General features: G+C 34.8%; 18 protein-coding genes. All 18 read left to right on the top strand.

Translation table 11 applies throughout. The features are described from left to right. Nucleotides 1-13: 13 nt before the first annotated feature. Nucleotides 14-1,660, top strand: a complete 1,647-nt coding sequence (locus tag AB1282_RS22015; RefSeq protein WP_429900422.1) for an ABC transporter substrate-binding protein — start codon at nt 14-16, stop codon at nt 1,658-1,660. Next, nucleotides 1,660-2,595 (top strand): nickel ABC transporter permease, encoded by a 936-nt coding sequence (gene nikB / locus AB1282_RS22010; RefSeq protein ID WP_056475404.1) that lies wholly within the window; start codon nt 1,660-1,662, stop codon nt 2,593-2,595. The genes AB1282_RS22015 and nikB overlap by 1 nt, the downstream gene beginning before the upstream one ends. Then, nucleotides 2,595-3,494 (top strand): ABC transporter permease, encoded by a 900-nt coding sequence (locus tag AB1282_RS22005; RefSeq protein WP_056475407.1) that lies wholly within the window; start codon nt 2,595-2,597, stop codon nt 3,492-3,494. The genes nikB and AB1282_RS22005 overlap by 1 nt, the downstream gene beginning before the upstream one ends. 19 nt (nt 3,495-3,513) lie before the next feature. Next, nucleotides 3,514-4,494: an ABC transporter ATP-binding protein gene (locus tag AB1282_RS22000; protein ID WP_390311546.1), complete on the top strand. Its 981-nt coding sequence runs from the start codon at nt 3,514-3,516 to the stop codon at nt 4,492-4,494. After that, complete coding sequence (locus AB1282_RS21995) at nt 4,491-5,465, top strand: ABC transporter ATP-binding protein (protein ID WP_156339733.1); 975 nt, start codon at nt 4,491-4,493, stop codon at nt 5,463-5,465. The genes AB1282_RS22000 and AB1282_RS21995 overlap by 4 nt, the downstream gene beginning before the upstream one ends. Before the next feature lie 59 nt (nt 5,466-5,524). After that, nucleotides 5,525-7,600: a prolyl oligopeptidase family serine peptidase gene (locus AB1282_RS21990; protein WP_429900419.1), complete on the top strand. Its 2,076-nt coding sequence runs from the start codon at nt 5,525-5,527 to the stop codon at nt 7,598-7,600. A gap of 25 nt (nt 7,601-7,625) precedes the next feature. Continuing rightward, nucleotides 7,626-8,768 (top strand): M20 peptidase aminoacylase family protein, encoded by a 1,143-nt coding sequence (locus tag AB1282_RS21985; RefSeq protein ID WP_390311543.1) that lies wholly within the window; start codon nt 7,626-7,628, stop codon nt 8,766-8,768. A 109-nt stretch (nt 8,769-8,877) separates the two neighbouring features. Then, complete coding sequence (locus AB1282_RS21980) at nt 8,878-9,663, top strand: polysaccharide deacetylase family protein (protein ID WP_056475422.1); 786 nt, start codon at nt 8,878-8,880, stop codon at nt 9,661-9,663. 231 nt (nt 9,664-9,894) lie between these two features. After that, nucleotides 9,895-10,374 (top strand): PH domain-containing protein, encoded by a 480-nt coding sequence (locus tag AB1282_RS21975; RefSeq protein ID WP_429900417.1) that lies wholly within the window; start codon nt 9,895-9,897, stop codon nt 10,372-10,374. After that, nucleotides 10,361-11,782 carry a PH domain-containing protein gene (locus AB1282_RS21970; RefSeq protein WP_429900415.1) on the top strand — a complete coding sequence of 474 codons (1,422 nt, stop codon included), beginning with the start codon at nt 10,361-10,363 and terminating at the stop codon, nt 11,780-11,782. Before AB1282_RS21975 ends, AB1282_RS21970 begins: the two co-directional genes overlap by 14 nt. A gap of 103 nt (nt 11,783-11,885) precedes the next feature. Beyond that, entirely contained in the window at nt 11,886-13,322 is a 1,437-nt protein-coding gene (locus AB1282_RS21965) for an FAD-binding oxidoreductase (protein ID WP_429900413.1), read from the top strand. Nucleotides 13,323-13,326: 4 nt separating this feature from the next. Then, nucleotides 13,327-13,863: a hypothetical protein gene (locus tag AB1282_RS21960; protein WP_056475434.1), complete on the top strand. Its 537-nt coding sequence runs from the start codon at nt 13,327-13,329 to the stop codon at nt 13,861-13,863. Between the two features lie 321 nt (nt 13,864-14,184). Next, on the top strand, nt 14,185-14,364 hold the full coding sequence (locus AB1282_RS21955) for a hypothetical protein (protein WP_056475436.1): 180 nt from the start codon (nt 14,185-14,187) through the stop codon (nt 14,362-14,364). A 151-nt stretch (nt 14,365-14,515) separates the two neighbouring features. Next, on the top strand, nt 14,516-16,027 hold the full coding sequence (locus AB1282_RS21950) for an MDR family MFS transporter (RefSeq protein WP_390311538.1): 1,512 nt from the start codon (nt 14,516-14,518) through the stop codon (nt 16,025-16,027). 90 nt (nt 16,028-16,117) lie between these two features. Then, nucleotides 16,118-16,744, top strand: a complete 627-nt coding sequence (locus AB1282_RS21945; RefSeq protein WP_429900410.1) for a class I SAM-dependent methyltransferase — start codon at nt 16,118-16,120, stop codon at nt 16,742-16,744. 155 nt (nt 16,745-16,899) lie between these two features. Continuing rightward, nucleotides 16,900-17,322, top strand: coding sequence for an RrF2 family transcriptional regulator (locus tag AB1282_RS21940; RefSeq protein ID WP_390311536.1), 423 nt, complete (start codon nt 16,900-16,902; stop codon nt 17,320-17,322). Between the two features lie 293 nt (nt 17,323-17,615). Next, nucleotides 17,616-18,323 (top strand): nitroreductase family protein, encoded by a 708-nt coding sequence (locus AB1282_RS21935; RefSeq protein WP_056475447.1) that lies wholly within the window; start codon nt 17,616-17,618, stop codon nt 18,321-18,323. 304 nt (nt 18,324-18,627) lie between these two features. Continuing rightward, nucleotides 18,628-19,221 carry a YdeI/OmpD-associated family protein gene (locus AB1282_RS21930; protein WP_056475450.1) on the top strand — a complete coding sequence of 198 codons (594 nt, stop codon included), beginning with the start codon at nt 18,628-18,630 and terminating at the stop codon, nt 19,219-19,221. Nucleotides 19,222-19,384: the final 163 nt, after the last annotated feature.

Genomic DNA, 19,384 nt, shown 5'->3' with positions numbered 1-19,384 from the left:
GGAGGCTAATCAATTGCGTACAAAAACTGCACGTAAAATATTCCCAAGATTCGCACTGTTATCAGTGAGCGTTCTTACTATTTTTGCATTGACTGCATGTAATTCTACTGACGAAGCATCAACGAATAATAAGAAAAATACGACAAATACTTCAGTTGCACCACAAACAGGTGGAACGATTACAGTGGGGCTTTCGCAAGAACCAGATACTCTTGATATTCAAAAAACAGCAATGAGTACAGCCGATGAAATTTCAAATCGTTTAGGAAATACACTTTTAACTCTTGACCCGAAAACGAATGAAATTGCTCCAGGCCTTGCAGAAAGCTACCAAGTATCAAATGATGGTAAAACGATTACGTTTAAAATTCGTCAAGGTGTTACCTTTCACGATGGGTCGCCTTTAACATCAAAGTCATTTAAAGAAACATTTGACCGTATGTTAAATCCTGCCACTGGTGCACCTTTAGTTAGCTTTTTAGCTGGTGTAAAATCAGTTTTGACTCCAGACGATCAAACGCTAGTCGTTGATTTGGAACAACCATCGGCACCTTTTTTAAATAACTTAACAACTGGGTTTTTACAGCCATTATCTGTATCCGCTATCAATAAGGATGGAGCTAATTATGGAAGGAACCCTGTCGGAGTTGGTCCTTGGAAGTTTGAGAAATGGACAACGGGACAATCTGTTACATTAGATCGAAATAATGATTATAATTGGGCGCCATCCTTTTTTGCAAATAAAGGAAAGGCTTACCCAGATAAATTAGTGTATAAATTTATTACGGATCCACAAACGATGCTTGCTGCTCTTGATAGTGGTTCGATTGATGTCCTAGTAAATGCAGCTCCAAAAGATGCTGAAAGATATCGCAAGAATGATAAGTTTCAAGTCCTCGATGCTGATCAACAAGGGCTAGGATTATTCTTAGAGATGAATCTTGATAACGAATTGTTAAAGGATAAAAATGTGAGAACAGCATTGAATATGGCTATTAACAAAAATGCCATCATTAAAGCAGCTCTTAATGGTGAAGGAACAGCAGCATATGGACCACTTTCATCCTCTATTTTTGGATATGATCCGAATGTAAAAGAATATGGTATTAAATACAATAAGGATGAAGCTATCAAACTATTAGAAAGCTCAGGCTGGAGTAAAAATAGTCAAGGTATTATGGAGAAAAACGGAAAGAAACTAGAGTTTGATCTTTCAGTCTATAGTACACAAAGTCAAGCTGCACAAATCGTTCAAGCGATGTTAAAAGATATAGGCGTTATTATTAATATTAAACAAATGGAAACAGCAACCCTAATTCAAAAAGCATCTAAAGGAGAATTCGATCTTTCATTCTTAAGTTATTCTTATTCTGATCCTGACATTCTTTATATGCTATTCCATTCAAGTCAAATTGGTGGATTAAATCACATTCGAGTGAAAAATCCAGAGCTTGATGCTTTATTAGAAAAAGGCAGAACAACTACCAATGCTGAGGAAAGAAAGCAAATTTATGCTGACGCTCAAAAGTTGATTGTTGAAAATGCTTACTGGGTGCCAATCTATTCTCCTAAAGTGTTTTATATTGCCAATAAGAGAGTACATGATATCAAACTTCAGTCAACGAATATACTTTTAAATGATAGTTGGGTGAGTAAGTAATGACTCAATACATTCTAAACCGGATCATTTCAGCCATCATTGTTATCTTTGGTATCTCGATCCTCTCATTTTTTCTAATACACTTGATACCTGGAGATCCAGTCAAAATAATGCTCGGTTTAAATGCATCACCGGAACAAGTAGCAAAACTAACACATCATTTGGGGCTGGATAAGCCCCTTTTGGTTCAATATTTACAATACATTAATAATGTTTTTCACGGCGATTTTGGGACATCCTTGAAAACCGGTAGACCGGTATTGACTGAAATCTTAGATCGTTTTCCTGAAACAATAAAGTTAGCAGCATCTGGGATGATATTTGCCGTCATTATTGGAATCGCGTTGGGTGTTTTAGCTGCGAAATACAAGGATACGATAATCGATACATTTTGTACTGGCTTAGCAACCTTAGGCGTATCTATTCCGAGCTTTTGGTTAGGAATCTTATTAATTTTAGTATTTTCGGTGAAATTAAGCTGGTTTCCTATAGCTGATGGAACTGGATTCAGATCACTCATTCTACCTGCTATTACTTTAGGAGTAGTCATGTCTACTATGATTAGTAGATTAACTAGAAATGGAATGGTGGAGGTTTTATCAAATGACTTTATTCGTACTGCACGATCGAAAGGTCTAGAGGAGCGTCATATATTATTCCGTCATGCCTTTAGAAATGTGCTTATTCCAATCATTACTGTTATTGGATTGCAAATAGCAGCGCTACTTGGTGGTACGGTGATTATCGAGCAAGTCTTTAATTGGCCAGGTTTAGGTACACTATCTATTGGTGCGATAATGTCAAGGGATTTTCCGATGATTCAGGGCACTGTCTTATTTATGGGAGCTGTTTACGTTAGCGTTAATATATTAGTAGACATCGTTTACAGTTTAATCGATCCACGTGTTAAATTGAATGAAAAGGGTGAAGGGTAATGGCGAAATTGAGTGAGGCATATAAACCAATTGAGGCTCCCACTCTACGTAGGAAACCTAAACTTATTAAACTCACAACTTTCCATAAAATTCTTAGCTATAAGCGGGCTAAATACTGCTTAATTTTCTTACTATTAATTGTTTTAATTGGCATCTTTGCCCCATTTATTGCACCTTATAATCCTGAGAAGCCTTTCTATGATGCCATTTTACAAGCCCCAAATAAGGAGCACATTTTTGGAACGGATTCATTAGGAAGGGACGTATTTTCGCGGTTAGTTTATGGAGTTCGCGTTACTTTAACTGTATCCACACTGGCTTTAGGGATCACTTTAGTTGCTGGTACGTTTATAGGATTAATTAGTGCATATATTGGCGGACTTGTTGATAACATTTTAATGCGTATCATGGATGTATTGTTAGCTTTACCGAGCATTGTTTTAGCTCTTGCCATTGTCGCGATATTAGGGCCAAGCCTTACAAATGCCATGATTGCTGTTGGAATCGCTTCAATACCGGGCTTTGCTAGATTAACTAGAGGTGCTGTATTGACGGTGAAATTTTCTGATTTCGTCGAAGCAAGTCGCTCGATCGGTAGCTCAAATAGTTGGATTTTGAGAAGACAAATTTTACCCAATATTTTTGGGGTTCTACTTGTTTATACAACTTTATTTATCGGTGTTGCCATTTTAGATACAGCTGGACTTAGTTTCATTGGTCTCGGTGCCCAACCGCCGACTCCTGAATGGGGAACCATGCTCAGTGAGGGGAAGCAATATATTAATGACGCTTGGTGGTTAGCTACATTTCCTGGTCTAGCGATTACGGCAGTTGTGTTTTCAGTTAATTTTTTAGGTGATGTTTTGAGAGATGTATTTGATCCAAAAGCATCAGGGTAACGAGAAGGAGAGGGCGATTATGTCTAATGTACTAGAAGTAAGAGGCCTTACTACGGAATTTAAAAGTAAGCATGGTTCGCTTAAGATCATAGAGAACATTGACCTTACTGTAAAAAAAGGTGAGATACTTGGGATAGTTGGAGAATCGGGCTGTGGTAAGAGTGTGACTTCACTTTCTATCCTTCAGCTATTAGATAAAAAGGCTAAGATTGCTAGTGGTAGCGTTACATTTAATAATAGTAACTTAGTAGATAAAACTGAAAAAGATATGAGGAAAATAAGAGGTAATGAAATATCTATGATTTTTCAAGATCCTATGACATCTCTTAATCCTGTTTTAACGATTGGAATTCAAATAGGCGAAGTGATTCAAAAGCATCAAAAATTAACTGGATCAAATTTGAAGGAAAAGGTTGTACATTTATTACAATTAGTTGGAATACCACGTCCAGAAGCCATCTATCACGAATACCCACACCGTTTATCGGGAGGAATGAAGCAACGTGTCATGATTGCCATGGCTATATCTTGTAATCCATCACTTTTAATTGCTGATGAACCAACCACTGCACTTGATGTAACAATTCAAGCTCAAATATTAGCTTTACTTAAATCCCTAAAAGATGACTTACATATGTCGATTTTGCTTATTACACATGATCTTGGAGTAGTAGCAGAGATGTGTGATCGAGTAGTGGTTATGTACGCTGGACAGGTTGTGGAAACAACGGATACAAGGACACTTTTGCGTAATCCTAGGCATCCTTATACAATCGGGTTGATTCAATCCACTCCTCATCAATCTAAAGGCGAAAAACGTCTTAAATCGATCCCGGGTCAAGTTCCAACTCCTGACAACTATCCAAAAGGTTGTCGTTTTGCTGACAGATGTCCAAAGGTATTAGGAATATGCAGAAATAGCCTTCCACCACTTATCGAAGTTGATAATCAAACATCTTGTAGATGTTGGTTGGTACAACAAAAGGAGACGTTCGTATGACAGCCCCCCTCTTACAAGTAAAACAGTTAGAAAAAAAGTTTAAGACCAATAAATCTTGGTTTAAACCTCCTCAATATGTACGTGCAGTAAATGGGGTTAGTTTGAATCTAAATCAGGAGGAGACCCTCGGGATCGTTGGAGAATCCGGTTGTGGAAAATCAACAACTGGTAGATGCTTATTACGCCTTATTGAACCCACAAGTGGAGAAGTATTTTTTCAAGGAACAGATATTACTAAACTTAGTAAAAAAGAAATGAATAAATTTCGTAAGGATATTCAGATGGTATTTCAAGATCCAATGGCTTCCTTAAATCCGAAACTGACAGTGAGAGAAATTCTATCTGAACCTTTAATAGCTAATCGTGTTCCAAGGAAAGAACATGATGGTTTAATTAAAGATACTCTTAGTTTAGTAGAACTATCTGAAAGCTATTTATCGAGATACCCACATGAACTTTCTGGTGGACAACGCCAACGTATTGGGATTGCGAGGGCGATTATTATAAGACCAAAGGTAGTCATACTTGATGAACCGGTTTCTGCACTTGATGTTTCAGTTCAGTCTCAAATTCTTAATTTATTACAAGACTTACAAGAAGATCTAGGTCTTTCATATATATTCATTTCACATGATTTGAGTGTAGTTGAACATATCGCACATCGAGTTGGTGTGATGTACCTAGGGGAAATTGTAGAAATTGCAGATAAGGAACAATTATTTAAAAAACCTCTGCACCCATATACGCAAGCATTAATCTCTGCTATTCCAAAGACGGATCCAGACGAACAGAAAGAGCGTGTCATTCTTACGGGGGAGTTACCTTCGCTAGACAACCCACCAAGTGGATGTTCTTTTCATCAACGATGCATTTATGCTATGGATTCCTGTAAAACAGTTAAGCCTCAAATGAAAGAAGTAGACGGAAGAAGAGTTGCTTGTCATTTGTACAATGAAGAGAATAAACGATGATTAATGGATAGTGAAGCCAAATATTTGGATTCACTATCTTCATTTTGGAGGAGATATAAATGAGTTTAAGACTAACTATACCTGAAGATATTTATCGATTTGAATGGCCAAGTAATCCTGTAATTTCACCTGATGGGAAACATGTAATCTATGAAAAAACGAAAGCACGTCAGAATGAAAATGACTATGAATCCCATTTGTTCTTATCTAATATAGAAGGAAAAACGGATGAGCAACTAACGACGAACGGAACAAGTAATACTTATCCTATATGGTCGCCAAAAGAAAACTCCATTGCATATCTATCTAATTGTAGTTATGGTTCGCAAATTTGGGTTTTATCGTTAGACAGTAGGCAGGAGACCTGTCTAACTAAATTTAAACATGGCATTAGCTCAATTGTTTGGTCACCAAATAGTGATCTAATATATGGTTTAGTGCCAGTAGCGCAAGACGGAGAAGTAGAAGTGTTTGATGAAAATATAAGTGAAGCGGAAGCCAGTGATGAAATCAATGGTCGAAAAAAGCTATGGCTAGAAGGTTCAAAACATTTCAATAAGCTTTATTACAAAAATGATGGGATTGGATTACAAACGCAATTCATTCGCCAACTTGTTTCGATAAATGTTAAAACTGGTGAGTTCAAACAATTAACAAATAGGCAAAATCATCTATCAAATCCTGCTATCTCACCGAATGGGAAATATATTTCTTTTACTTCCTTTAATGATGGAGAGAGTGGTCTTTATGGGGGAAGAATCTACTCTATACCTACTCATGGTGGAGAAGAAAAGTTAGTGTATCCTGAAGCAAATGCGCATTCGCCATCGTATTCACCTGATGGAAAATGGATTGCGTTTTTTTCATACCGTCATAATCAAATTCAATTATTCCTTATTCCAGCTGATGGAGGAGATGCAAGATGTTTAAGCAAACAATATCATGATACGCTAAATGATATGATTTTTACTGATATGCGCTTTTTGAAGAGTCCTTTAAAACCTGAGTGGTCCCAAAATGGAAAGTACGTTTTTTGCCTCGGAACTCGTGAAGGTAGAAATGAAATTGTCCGATTTGCTGTGGAAGATTCAGATGGAAGAGGGCTGATTGTAGTTGGCGGGGACAGAACTATTTTTCATTTCTCTTACAATGGGGATCAAACATTTGTTGTAGCCTATTCGTCTGTTGAACACCCTGGAAAAATTGCTGTGGTTAATGTTGAGAAAGATACAGGAAATCATTATAAAAAAAGAGAACCATCAGAAGAGTTTTCTATTCCAGAAGCACCTTCCCTTTCAACAAACGAAGTACGATTAGATCACTGTAATGATGCCTTATTATCTGAGGTAAAGGTTGTTAAACCAGCAGTCTTTTCGTATCTTTCAGAGGATGATTGGCAGATTCAAGGATTTGTTCTTAAGCCAGCTAATTTTGAAGAAGGGAAAAAATACCCCGTATTATTAGATATTCATGGTGGTCCCCATTCCTCGTTTGGCTATACTTATTTTCACCAAATGCAACTATTTTCTGCAAAGGGTTTTGCTGTTGTCTACCTTAATCCACGAGGGACATCTGGGTTTGGTACAGATTTTACGAATGCTGTGTGTGGTGATTATGGCGGGAAGGATATGAATGACCTTTTAAATGGGTTAAACGAGGCCTTACGTCGTTTTGATTTTCTTGATAAAAACAAGGTGGCAGTCAATGGGATTAGTTATGGTGGATTTATGGTCAATTGGCTAGTTACAAATACGGATCAATTTTTTGCTGCCGTATCAGAAGGCTGTATTTCTAACTGGGTGTCAATGTATGGTACTAGTGATATTGCCCCTGAATTTCTTGAAGTAGAGTTTTTTGGGAAAACGGATGTAGAATCACTTTGGAAACGCTCACCACTTGCTTATGTGGAAAATGTGAATACGCCACTTTTGCTTCTTCATAATGAGAGCGATTTAAGATGTCCTATAGAACAGGCTGAACAGTTTTACTCACAAATAAAGCGTAGGGGAGGAGAGGTTCAATTTACTCGGATACCGAACTCAAGCCACGCACTCCTTCAAACAGGAAAACCGACGCTACGAATTGAAAGGTTAGAAGCCATGCTAGATTTTGTAACCTCACATTTACCAGAATAAATTGCAAAAGGGAGATTGGCTAATTATGAATAAGATTAATACATGGGTTTCTAAGCATGAAGAATCCATAAAAACTACTTATCATTACCTTCATAATCATGCTGAAATTAGTTGGAAAGAGGTTGAGACAACTAAGTTCTTATGTAAACAATTAGAAAAATTGGATATTCCATACGAAACATTCGAGGACATAACGGGTGTCGTTGGATACTGGGGAAATAAAAATGAAGGACCAACAATCGGGATTAGATCAGATATGGATGCTTTGTGGCAGCTAGTGGATGGAGAATGGAAAGCGAATCATTCTTGTGGTCATGATGCTCATATGACCATGGTCCTTTATGCCATTACTTGTTTGAAGGAAATTGGTTATGAACCTAAAGGATTGATAAAAATAATCTTTCAACCAGCAGAGGAAACAGGGAAAGGTGCCAAAGCAATAATTGAAAGAGGTGTTCTAAATGACGTGAAACTCTTACTCGGTCTTCATGTACGTCCTATTCAAGAATTGAAATTTGGAGAAGCGGCACCTGCTATCTATCATGGGGCTACTACTTTATTAAAAGGGAACATTAAAGGACTACAGGCTCACGGTGCTAGACCCAATCTTGGTATAAATGTAGTCGATTCACTGGGGGCAATCATTCAAGCAGTCAATGCGATAAAGGTAGACCCATCTGTTTCTGCATCTGCAAAGCTGACTATGGTTAAGGCCGGTGGAGATAATGTTAATATCATCCCAGACTATGCTGAGTTCGGAATTGATGTTCGAGCAGAACGAAATGATATAATGAAAGAGCTAATTAAAGATATTGAACAAGCTGTTTTTGCAGCTGGAACGGCCAATCATGCAGAAGTTTCTATGGAAACCATTGCAGAAATGGTGGCTGCAGAAAAGAGTCCCCTTATGGAAGAGGTTATAAAAGCGGCAATCGTGGAAGCGATGGGAGTTGAAGGTTTGGCACCAGCGGTTATTACTCCTGGAGGAGAGGACTTTCATTTTTACAAAACAAACTTCCCTCATATACAAACAACAATGGTTGGCTTAGGAACAGATTTGGAGCCAGGCCTGCATCACCCGAATATGAGCTTTAATCTAGATTCTCTGTCAAACGGCGTTAAAATCTTAAGTACTGCTATAATCAAGATGTTGACATTATCACAATAAATGGATGAGGACTCGGTTGTTTACGAGTCTTTTTTATTTTGTAAGAGAATTAATTATACAAGGGACTGAATTTGGAACACTAATAGAAAAAGATAAAGGGAGGATTTTTATGCGAAAAATAACTTTATTTTTTCTATGTCTATTTTTGTGGATACAGTTGCCAGAAAAGACACATGCTGCAGACAAAATTCCAATTTTAATTTATCATAATATTGATGAGTTTACGGGTCATGGAGTAAGGGATTTATTTGTTTCACCAGAGAATTTCGAAAAACAAATAATTTATTTACGTGATCATGGCTTTACGCTTTTAACGTTTGAACAATGGGGAGACCGTAATAAAGTAAAGAAACCGATTTTTATTACGATTGATGACGGTTATAAAAATAACTTAAATGTATTAAAAATCTTTCAAAAATTGAAATCGGATACGTTTACACCAAAAGCAACTATATTTGCGATATCCGACTATATTGGATGGCCGGATCGTCTTTCAAGTGCGGAGTTAAAAAAGATGTCTGATTCAGGGATGTTTTCAATCCAATCGCACACTGCAACCCATCCAGATTTAAGGAAGATAGATGACTACAAGCATGAATTAAAAGATTCAAAAGATAAGATCCAATCAATTACTGGAAAAGCTGTGATCGCTCTCTCGTATCCTTATGGTTATCATAATGATAAAGTTATTGAGGAAACAAAAAAGTACTATACTTTTGCAGTAGCGACAGATCCGAAATATTTTGTAGAAAAAGGTACAAAGAATGAAGTCTATCTTTTACCTAGAATCTATATTAAATATGACACTACAATGGATGAATTTGCTAAGCTTGTAGAAGGACAAGCTAAAGTAATTGTAAATTTTAGAGAATCTGAGACTATTTATAACGAGTGAATGAGGTTTTCTCATAAGTCTTTAGACTTTATGAGAAAACCTTTTTTTATTGATCAGCTTTAAGATATTCTATCTATCATGAAATTGCTTAGTTAAATGATTAATTTTTTCTTTTACCATGGGGAAAATTACCTTTTTTTAACTTTGTCGATAAATAGGAGGTTTGTGAATAGTTTGTCTCATGGTATGATATAGTAAGTGATAGATTAATGAGATAGAAAAGGTGATTAAATGAGACCAAATCCATCACAAAGACCATCACCTAAAATGAGGTCAGTATGGAGAATAACATCACTATTAAGTAGTATCTCTTTAGTTGCATTACCAATTATCTATTATTTTCTTATGAGATATTTTTCACTTCCCTTCTTTATTCTGATGATTATTATAGGTATCGTTATAGCGTTAATTATTTTTTTAACTTTATTTTTACCAACACTTAAATTGAAATATACCGCATATGAGATTTATGAAAATGAGTTAGAAATCCAAAAAGGAATATTTGTTATTAAACGAATTGTAATTCCTATGGTCAGAGTTCAACACGTTACGACAGAAGTAGGACCAATACTGCGTCGATACGGTTTATCTACAGTGAATATTTCCACGGCAGCCACCACACATGAAATTGAAGGCTTAGAACACCATATCGCTGAGAAGCTTAGAGATAAAATTATCTACTTAGCAAGGATAAGTGATGAAGATGTATGAGCCAAAAAGACAACATCCAGCTTATATACTTACCGTATTTTTAGAGCAAATTAAAAACGTACTAATACCACTAATTATACTTTTAGTTTCAGGTGGTAAAGGGTCTATGTTTCAATATTTGTTTGCTGCTGTTCTGATTGTTTTTCCAGTTGTTTCAGCAATCATAAAATGGTATCGATTTACTTACTATATAACTGAAGATGAATTTAGAATTCGTTCGGGATTATTTGTCATCGAAAATACATTTATTCAAAAAGAACGTATTCAGTCTATTTCAATTAATGCTGGATTTATTCAACAGCTATTTAACGTGGTGAGCGTACGAATTGAAACAGCCGGTGGAAAAAAAGCTGAAGGTATATTAAATGCAATACCTAAGGAAGTGGCACTTTCATTAAAAAATGAAGTATTAAACTCTAAAAAGAAAAAAGTAGGTTTGGTTGTAGCTGAGGAAAATAGTGTACAAGCTGTGCCATTAGTCGATATAAGTTTAACAATTGAAACGAGAAAACTTTTCTTAGCTGGAATCACTTCCTTTGAAGTTGGACTAGCTTTTGCCGTTTTAGCATCATTATTTTCTCAAATTGAGGATTTACTCCCGCATAGTATTTATGTGGCAATATATAATCAAATACAAACATTCACTTACATGATGTTTTTTATTGTATTTTTAGCTAGTTTATTACTTTCCCTAATTTTTTCAACCATTCGATACATATTAAAATTTGCAAACTTTACTGTCCAAAGAAGAGATGATCGAATTATTATTACAAGAGGGTTATTCGAAAAAAATGAATTTACGGTGTCTTTAAAACGAATTCAAGGAGTAGTTGTAAAAGAAGGGATACTTCGTCAATTATTTGGCTATTCTACAGTTTACGTCGAAGCTGTTGGCATGGGAGATAAGCAGGAACAAGGTAGACATGTACTACATCCATTTATTAAAACGAAGGATGTGCACTTATTCCTAAAAAATTTTATTCCTTCTATTAACTATGATGAAATATCAAACCGAGCACCAAAAAGAGCTCGAAAAACATATTATTCAAGAATGATTATTACTTTTCTTCTAATAGCAAGTGGAATTGTATTACTTCCATTTGTTCATTTCTGGGCTTATGGCATTGTTTTAATCGGTATATTTATTGGGGAATTAGGATTTAGAAATGCAGGCTATACATTATTAGATCGAACTGTGATCATTCAGTCTGGTTATTTCTCAAGAACAACTGCGATTTTACCAAAAGAGCGAATACAAGTATTGATCGGTGAACAAAGTTTCCTTCAAAAAAGGGTAAAACTAAAATCGATCTACATTACGATTCTTTCAAGCCAATTTGGTCGTACTTATCAGGTAAGACATTTAGATGAAAAAGACGTTAATCGAATGATTGGTTGGTTTAGTTAATAAATATTTGTACATTATTTTTAAATGAAGACGTGTATACATTAGTGTAAGCACGTCTTTTTTTAACGCTTAAATTTATTTTTTCTACTGGGAGGAAAAGAACTTGAGGAAACGAATATTTGTAGGAATACTCCTCTTAACCGTGTTTGTTACAGTTTTACATACGCTGTGGAACAAACCTGCACCATTAAGGCATGGAGTAATTGATGATGTTGGCCATCTTCTTCCTACTAAAATTGATCGGATTGTCAAAGGAAAGGAAGTAGATCAATTAAAGAAAATTGTAATCGATGCAAAAAAACAAGGGAAGACAGTTTCAATTGCAGGCGAGCGACATAGTCAAGGTGGTCATACATATTATAAAGATGGTGTGGTGATCGATTTAAAAACATTTAATAAGGTTGAAAAAGTGGATCCCGTTGAGAAGACAGTGATTGTTCAAAGTGGTGCAACATGGGGAGATATACAAAAAGCGATTAATCCTTATCATCTTGCATTAAAGGTAACTCAGTCACAAGAGATTTTCTCAGTAGGCGGTTCATTAAGTGTGAACGCACATGGTCGTGATATTCGGAATCACTCATTAGCTAGTACAGTTAATTGGTTTACATTATTAACACCTGAAGGGAAAGTAATGAAAGTAAGCCGCACAGAGAATAAAGAATTATTCCCTTATGTATTAGGTGGATATGGATTATTTGGAATTATTTTAGAAGTAGAGTTTCAACTAACAGATAATGAATTATATCGAATAGAAACAAAAACGATGGACTATAAGAAATATCCAAATTATTTTAACAAGAACGTTTTAGAAAACGAAAATGCAAGAATGCATATTGCTAGAATTTCTGTAGCACCAGATAGCTTTTTAGATAAGGTTTATGCAATTAATTATATGGCAACTTCCCGTAAAATGTCCGATTCAGATCAAGAGCTGAAGGATGATCATTCCGCTTTTTTACCGAAGTTGGCACTAGGTATGTCCAGAACTTCAGATATTGGTAAGAATCTCTTTTGGGATTTTCAATATCGCTTTATTCACTCCTTAAATGGAAACTATGAAACTCGTAATAATGTCATGCGTTCTGAAAGTAAGTTTATGGAATTCGATGACCGTCAAGATACACAAGTTTTACAGGAATTTTTTGTACCTGTAAATGAATTTGTTCATTACATTGATGATGTTAGAGACTATTTACAATATGAAAATTTAAATATATTAAATATTACGATCCGTTACGTTGAAAAAGATGATGAAACAGTCATGAATTATGCGAAAGATGATATGTTTGCATTCGTTGTTTTGATTCAACATGGTAAAGATAAAGATTCTGTTCAATATGCAAAAGAGGTAATTCAAAAGTGGACTGATATAACTTTGGAGCATCGCGGTACTTATTATTTACCTTATTATCCATATCAGTCGAAGCAACAAATGGTAACAGCATATCCAAAAACGCAAGATTTTTTCAATAAGAAAAGAGAGTTTGATCCAAATGGTGTATTTATGAATACTTTTTATGAAAATTATGGGGAGTAGTCCTATGAACCGTTTTTTAATCGCATTACTTAGTATTATTGGGTTTAGTAGCTCTTTAGTATTTCCATATTATGTCCTCTTCTTAAGGAATATAGGAGATGCGTATGATGTATTTAGTTTATTATATGGACTCTTTTCATTAAGTTTGAGTGTGGTCGTATACTTTGGTGGTCGATTCGTTGACCGCGTTTCACCATTTTTATTAATGATATTTCATTCATTATTTTGCTGTTTATTGTTTTTTTCACTGCCTTTGATCGATAATATAAAGATTGTCTATATTGGGCAAGTTTTATTTGGAGGATTTACTGCGTTATTCAAGATCGCTGAAAAGAAATTATTTATGAACGCTTCATCTGATTTTTATAGAAGTTACTTATTTTGGACATCTTTTGTAACAGCTATTTGTATTATAGGTGTAGGAACTTTACTTGAATCAATTGACATTCAATTTATGTTTCATTTAGCGGCTTGGCTTTTCTTAATAAGTGCACTCGGTCTTTGTTATAAAATGATAATGAGCAAGGTGTCGACTAGTTGAATTTTTTGGAACGAATGGTCTGGTTCTTAGCAATGAAGTTTATTCTATAAATTCAATTCAACACAACAATGTTTTGTTTTTTATTGATTGTTATTATGCGTAACGTTGTTATATTCCTTTTTATACAATAAAGTTAATGAACTAGTAGTATATTTTACAGATAAAGTACTGTTTTTAATAAAAATAAAACAATAAATTTAAAATTTTATATTGTCTAAGTAACGAAACAATGTTATATTAACTTTAAATTAATTAAAGTATTTATGGAGACATTCATACTTTATATGAAGTTAAATTGTATGGAAGGAATGATTATATAGTATGAGACATGAGGAAGCTGTAGGAATTTTTTATGCTGCTTTTGTAATTTTAGGATTAACGATTGGTTTAGGTGTAGGTTATTTTACATCACATTTAATCGTAGGAGGATTTCTTGGTTTTGGAATTGGAATAGGTTTAGGTCTATTAAGTAATGCTATTTTATACATTAATAAAGACTGATTTTGACTGCTGTTCTAATGATCGCCAAAGGTTACTTTAGCTCGTCATCAGGCTAAGCGCCCGTTTTTTTAGCAGTCAGATACTTAAGTTAGGCCATGAATACAAAATTGAAGTTAAATTTTATGCTTGAAATGTTAAAGGAGAGATGGTCATGCAAAAAAGGGAAACTAAATTGGTTCCTGTTATGATTGCGTTATTGCTTGGGATATTTTTCGCTTCCCTTGATAACACAATCGTTTCTACCGCGATGCCTACTATTTTAAAGGATTTAGGCGGCTATGATAAATTTGTTTGGGTAACTTCGGCTTACTTAGTTACAGAAATGGCTGGTATGCCAATTTTCGGTAAACTTTCTGATATGTACGGTAGAAAAAGATTTTTTATGTTAGGTATTATATTATTCATTTTAGGTTCAGTTCTTTGTGGAACAGCGACTTCTATTATTCAGCTTAGTATTTACCGTGCAATTCAAGGTATAGGTGGAAGTGCGTTAATGCCAATTGCTTTTTCAATTATTTGGGATGTGTTTCCTGTTGAAAAGCGTGGTAAAATGAGTGGTGTTTTTGGTGCTGTGTTTGGGTTATCAAGTGTTCTTGGACCTTTAATTGGTGCTTATATTACGGATTATATTAACTGGAGATATATTTTCTATATTAATATTCCTTTTGGACTTTTAACACTGGGACTAATTAGTTATTTTTATGTCGAGTCAAAAAACCACACAAAGCAACAAATCGACTGGTGGGGTGCTACAACATTTATTATTAGTATCATCTGTTTAATGTTTGCACTTGAGCTAGGTGGAAAAGAATATGCTTGGGATTCAGTTCAAATTTTAGGTTTATTTGCTGGATTTGCTGTTTTCCTAATTGTCTTTTTATTTATTGAACGTAAAGCAACTGAACCGATTATTTCGTTTAGCATGTTTAAATATCGTCTTTTTGCTGCAAGTAACTTTGTTGGCTTATTTTATGGAGCGGCATTCATCGCTGCAACAATTTATATACCAATCTTTATCCAGTTTGTTCAAGGTGGAACAGCTACGAATTCAGGTTTAGTTTTATTACCAATGATGGTGAGTGTAAGTATTTCTGCCGCATTTGGTGGAACTTTAGCAAATAAAACTAGTTATCGTAATATCATGATTGGATCGGTTGTACTTTTATTAGCAGGTATTATTTGTCTAGGTACTTTAACACCTGATACGTCTAAATTCCAAGTGATCGTTTATATGATTATTGTTGGATTTGGTGTAGGGGCATCATTTTCAGTTCTTGGTATGTCTGCGATGCATCATTTTGATAATGAAAATCGTGGTTCAGCAAGTTCAACTAACGCATTCCTTCGTGCACTTGGCATGACAGTAGGTATTACGGTTTTTGGTGTTATTCAACGAAATGTATTTACAGATAAAATTGCTGATGCATTTGCAAAAAGTGGCGCACCTCAGAATTTCTCTAATATTAATCAAGCCTTTACTCCTGAAGCTGCCAAATTGATTCCTGCGCCAATACTGACAAAAATTACTGACGTGTTTTCAACATCAATTGCCCATACATTCCTTTGGACATTAGTTCCTGTAGGATTAGCATTGATTTCAATTTTCTTAATGGGTAACGAGCGTTTATCAGATAAAGAAATAGCTAAGAGCAATGCGTCATAAGTAGAAATAAAAAAGAAAGACCTTTGGTCTTTCTTTTTTTGAACACAATAATATAGCTCAAGTGGAATGATTTTGAAAGGGGATTTACATATGACAGAATTTTGGGAATCGAGTTTTATAGATAATCAAGCGATGTGGGGATATGAACCTTCAGACTCCGCAATTTTAACAAAGGACTATTTCCTTGAAAAGAATGTTAAGGATGTATTGATTCCAGGGATTGGATATGGTAGAAACGCAAAGATTTTTACTGAAAACGGAATAAACGTAACAGGTATTGAAATATCAAAAACAGCGATTGAATTGGCAAGGCAAAATGGGATTGATTTTACTATTTTTCATGGTTCAGTAACCGACATGCCTTTTGATCAAAAGCTGTACGACGGCATATTTTGTTACGCACTGATTCACTTATTGAATAAACATGAGAGAGAGAAGTTTATTAAAGATTGCTATAATCAGTTAAAGCCGAATGGCTATATGGTATTTACTACGATTTCAAAAGATGCACCAATGTTCGGAAAGGGCAAACAGCTAGATAAAGACTACTTTGAAATAATGGAAGGGATAAAAATGTTTTTTTATGATTCTGACTCGATCAAACAAGAGTTTGGAAACTATGGATTGATCGAAGTTTCCGAAATTCTTGAGCCACATAAGAATATGGAAAATAAACCTCCGTTTAAATTTACGATGGTGAAATGTCAAAAGAAATGATTATTACCTTTATTAAAAGTGAATTTAGGAAAGATGTAGGGATTTTCTAATTTCGCTTAATTTCTTTCATCACGCTATAACCCTATCTCTTAATAATTTAGATAAGGTTGTCTTTTTCTAAAAATAGTTTAGACTAGTAACTGAGGTGAATGATCTTGAAAGATAAGGTTTCTAGTACGAAATGGTTTGGACTAGCACTGCAATCTCTACTAGTTTTAGCAGAGCAAGACGGAATCTGTCCAAGCGCAGTATTAGCTCAAAAACTTGAGGCACAGTCTACTTTTTTAAGAAAAATTCTTGCCAATTTAGTTAAAGCAGGCATTATTTCAGCTAAAGAAGGACGAGATGGTGGATATTATTTAGCCAGAGATGCTAATGAAATTACTTTAAAAGATGTTTATGATGCGATGAGATCAGATCCATATTCAAAAGGCTTTTTAGATGTAAATAGTAAGGAATGTTTTGCGCCATCTACTCGATCTGCTTTATACGATTTAAAAGATGAGATGGAAAGCTGGCTTGTTGAAGGTCTTGCAAAGAAAACAATTTCAGACTTATTACCAAAAGAAAATGGGTAAAATAAGATCGAAACTAGTTTCAGACTGCCCGCCAAACGCTCGCTTTCTTCGTTGCTTCGCCTGTTGAGCGGTGCTCATTACCGTCTAGGGTAACTCCGCTCCTCACCAGGCTTCGCGCCTCGAAAGACAAACGCTTGCAATCAGTCTGAAAATCAAATTATTAGTATTTTTTCTAATTTAGTCGAAACTAAAGTGTTTCGATTTTATTTTTCTATAAACTGTAGTTGACTTTTATACAGTTAAAGTCATATACTGTATTTGTAAAGGATACAGTTAATTAAGGAGAGATTAAAATGTCTAAAGTTAAATCTGAAAAAGAAGAGTATTTAAATAAAGTAAACGAAATTGATTTTGGTAAAGAAGCTCCAAAAGAACTTGATAGTACGGATTTCTTTACTGTAGCAAAGGAAAGAAGATCAGTTCGTCACTACGATCCAAGCTTTCAAATGTCTGATGATGAAATTAAGGAGTTATTAGAAATTGCAGTTCAAGCTCCATCTTCTTCAAATCTACAGCCATGGAGATTCCTTGTTATTAAGGACCAAGATACTAAACAAAAATTATTACCAATCGCTAATAACCAACAACAAGTTGTGGATGCTTCTGCAGTAATCGCTGTTTTAGGTGATACAGAAGCATACAAAAATGCTGATCGCATTTATGATGAATTAGTTGAAAAAGGTATGATGACACAGGAAGTGAAAGACTTCTACGTAGGATCAATCGTGAAAAACTACGGTGGTTTACCAGAAGAAATTGCAACAAAAATTGCTATGGTTGATGGTGGATTAGTCTCAATGCAATTTATGCTTGCAGCAAAAGCAAAAGGTTTAGATACAGTTCCAATGGGTGGATTTGATCAAGCGAAGTTTGTGGAAGCATTCAATGTACCAGCAAACTTCAAACCAGTTATGTTAATTTCAGTTGGTAAAGGAATCAAAGCAGGCTTCGAAAAAGTTCGTTTAACTTTAGATGAAGTTGTTGCTTGGGATCAGTACTAATTACTTAGAAGAGTATGAAGAGCAGTGATAAGGGAAACCTTGGACCTGTTCTTTTTTTGTGTGAAGGAAATTTGCATCCGTTTAAAGAATAAATTTTTGGAGGGAACTAATTCTCTATCAAATTAGCTAAAAATAAGTAAAAAAAGTGGAATGGACTGTACAACAATAAAGTGAATGAGTCAATCCGAGTGGTATTATAAAAACATGTATAGTAAAATTTACTAAAATAATAATTCTTAAGTTAATTTATATTTAAATAAACGCTAAAAAGTTGTCTGAAAGAATTAATGTGAGGTGTTTATCGATGACAAATAATAATATGCATCCTAAAGTTGAAGCATTTTTATTGAGAGCGAAAAAGTGGCAAGAAGAATTTTATAAGTTAAGGGAAATCGTCATTGACTGTGAACTGACAGAAGATTTTAAATGGATGCATCCTTGTTACACACTTGATAATAAAAATATCGTTTTAATTCATGGTTTTAAAGAATATTGTGCACTTCTGTTTCACAAAGGTGCGTTGTTAAAAGATCCAAAAGGCATTCTGATTCAACAAACAGAAAATGTACAATCAGCACGTCAGATTCGTTTCACCAATATTCAGGAAATAATTGAAATGGAAAGTGTTTTGAAGGACTATATTAAAGAAGCAATTGAAGTGGAAAAAGCAGGTTTGCAAGTAGAATTAAAAAAGACTTCAGATTATGAAGTTCCTGAAGAATTACAACTTAAATTAGATGAAAACCCGACGTTAAAAACGGCTTTTGAAGCATTAACGCCAGGACGTCAAAGAGCTTATATTTATTATTTTTCTCAACCAAAACAATCAAAAACCCGTACGTCTAGAGTTGAAAAATACATTGATCAAATTCTCGATGGCAAAGGATTAAATGATTAGTATATTTTTATTAAAACCAATAAAATTTAATATTGCTTTCAGTGAGTAGACAAAGTACAAAAAACTTGATTTTCAGACTGATTGCAAGCGCTTGTCTTTCGAGGCGCGAAGCCTGATGAGGAGCGGAGTTACCTTTACACGGTAATGAGCACCGCAGGCAGGC

Source organism: Gottfriedia sp. S16(2024) (genome assembly GCF_050473765.1).
In the GTDB taxonomy this organism is placed as follows: domain Bacteria; phylum Bacillota; class Bacilli; order Bacillales; family Bacillaceae_G; genus Gottfriedia.
The sequence above is the reverse complement of the archived record's forward strand: the minus strand, read 5'-3'. Positions and strand labels throughout refer to the sequence as shown.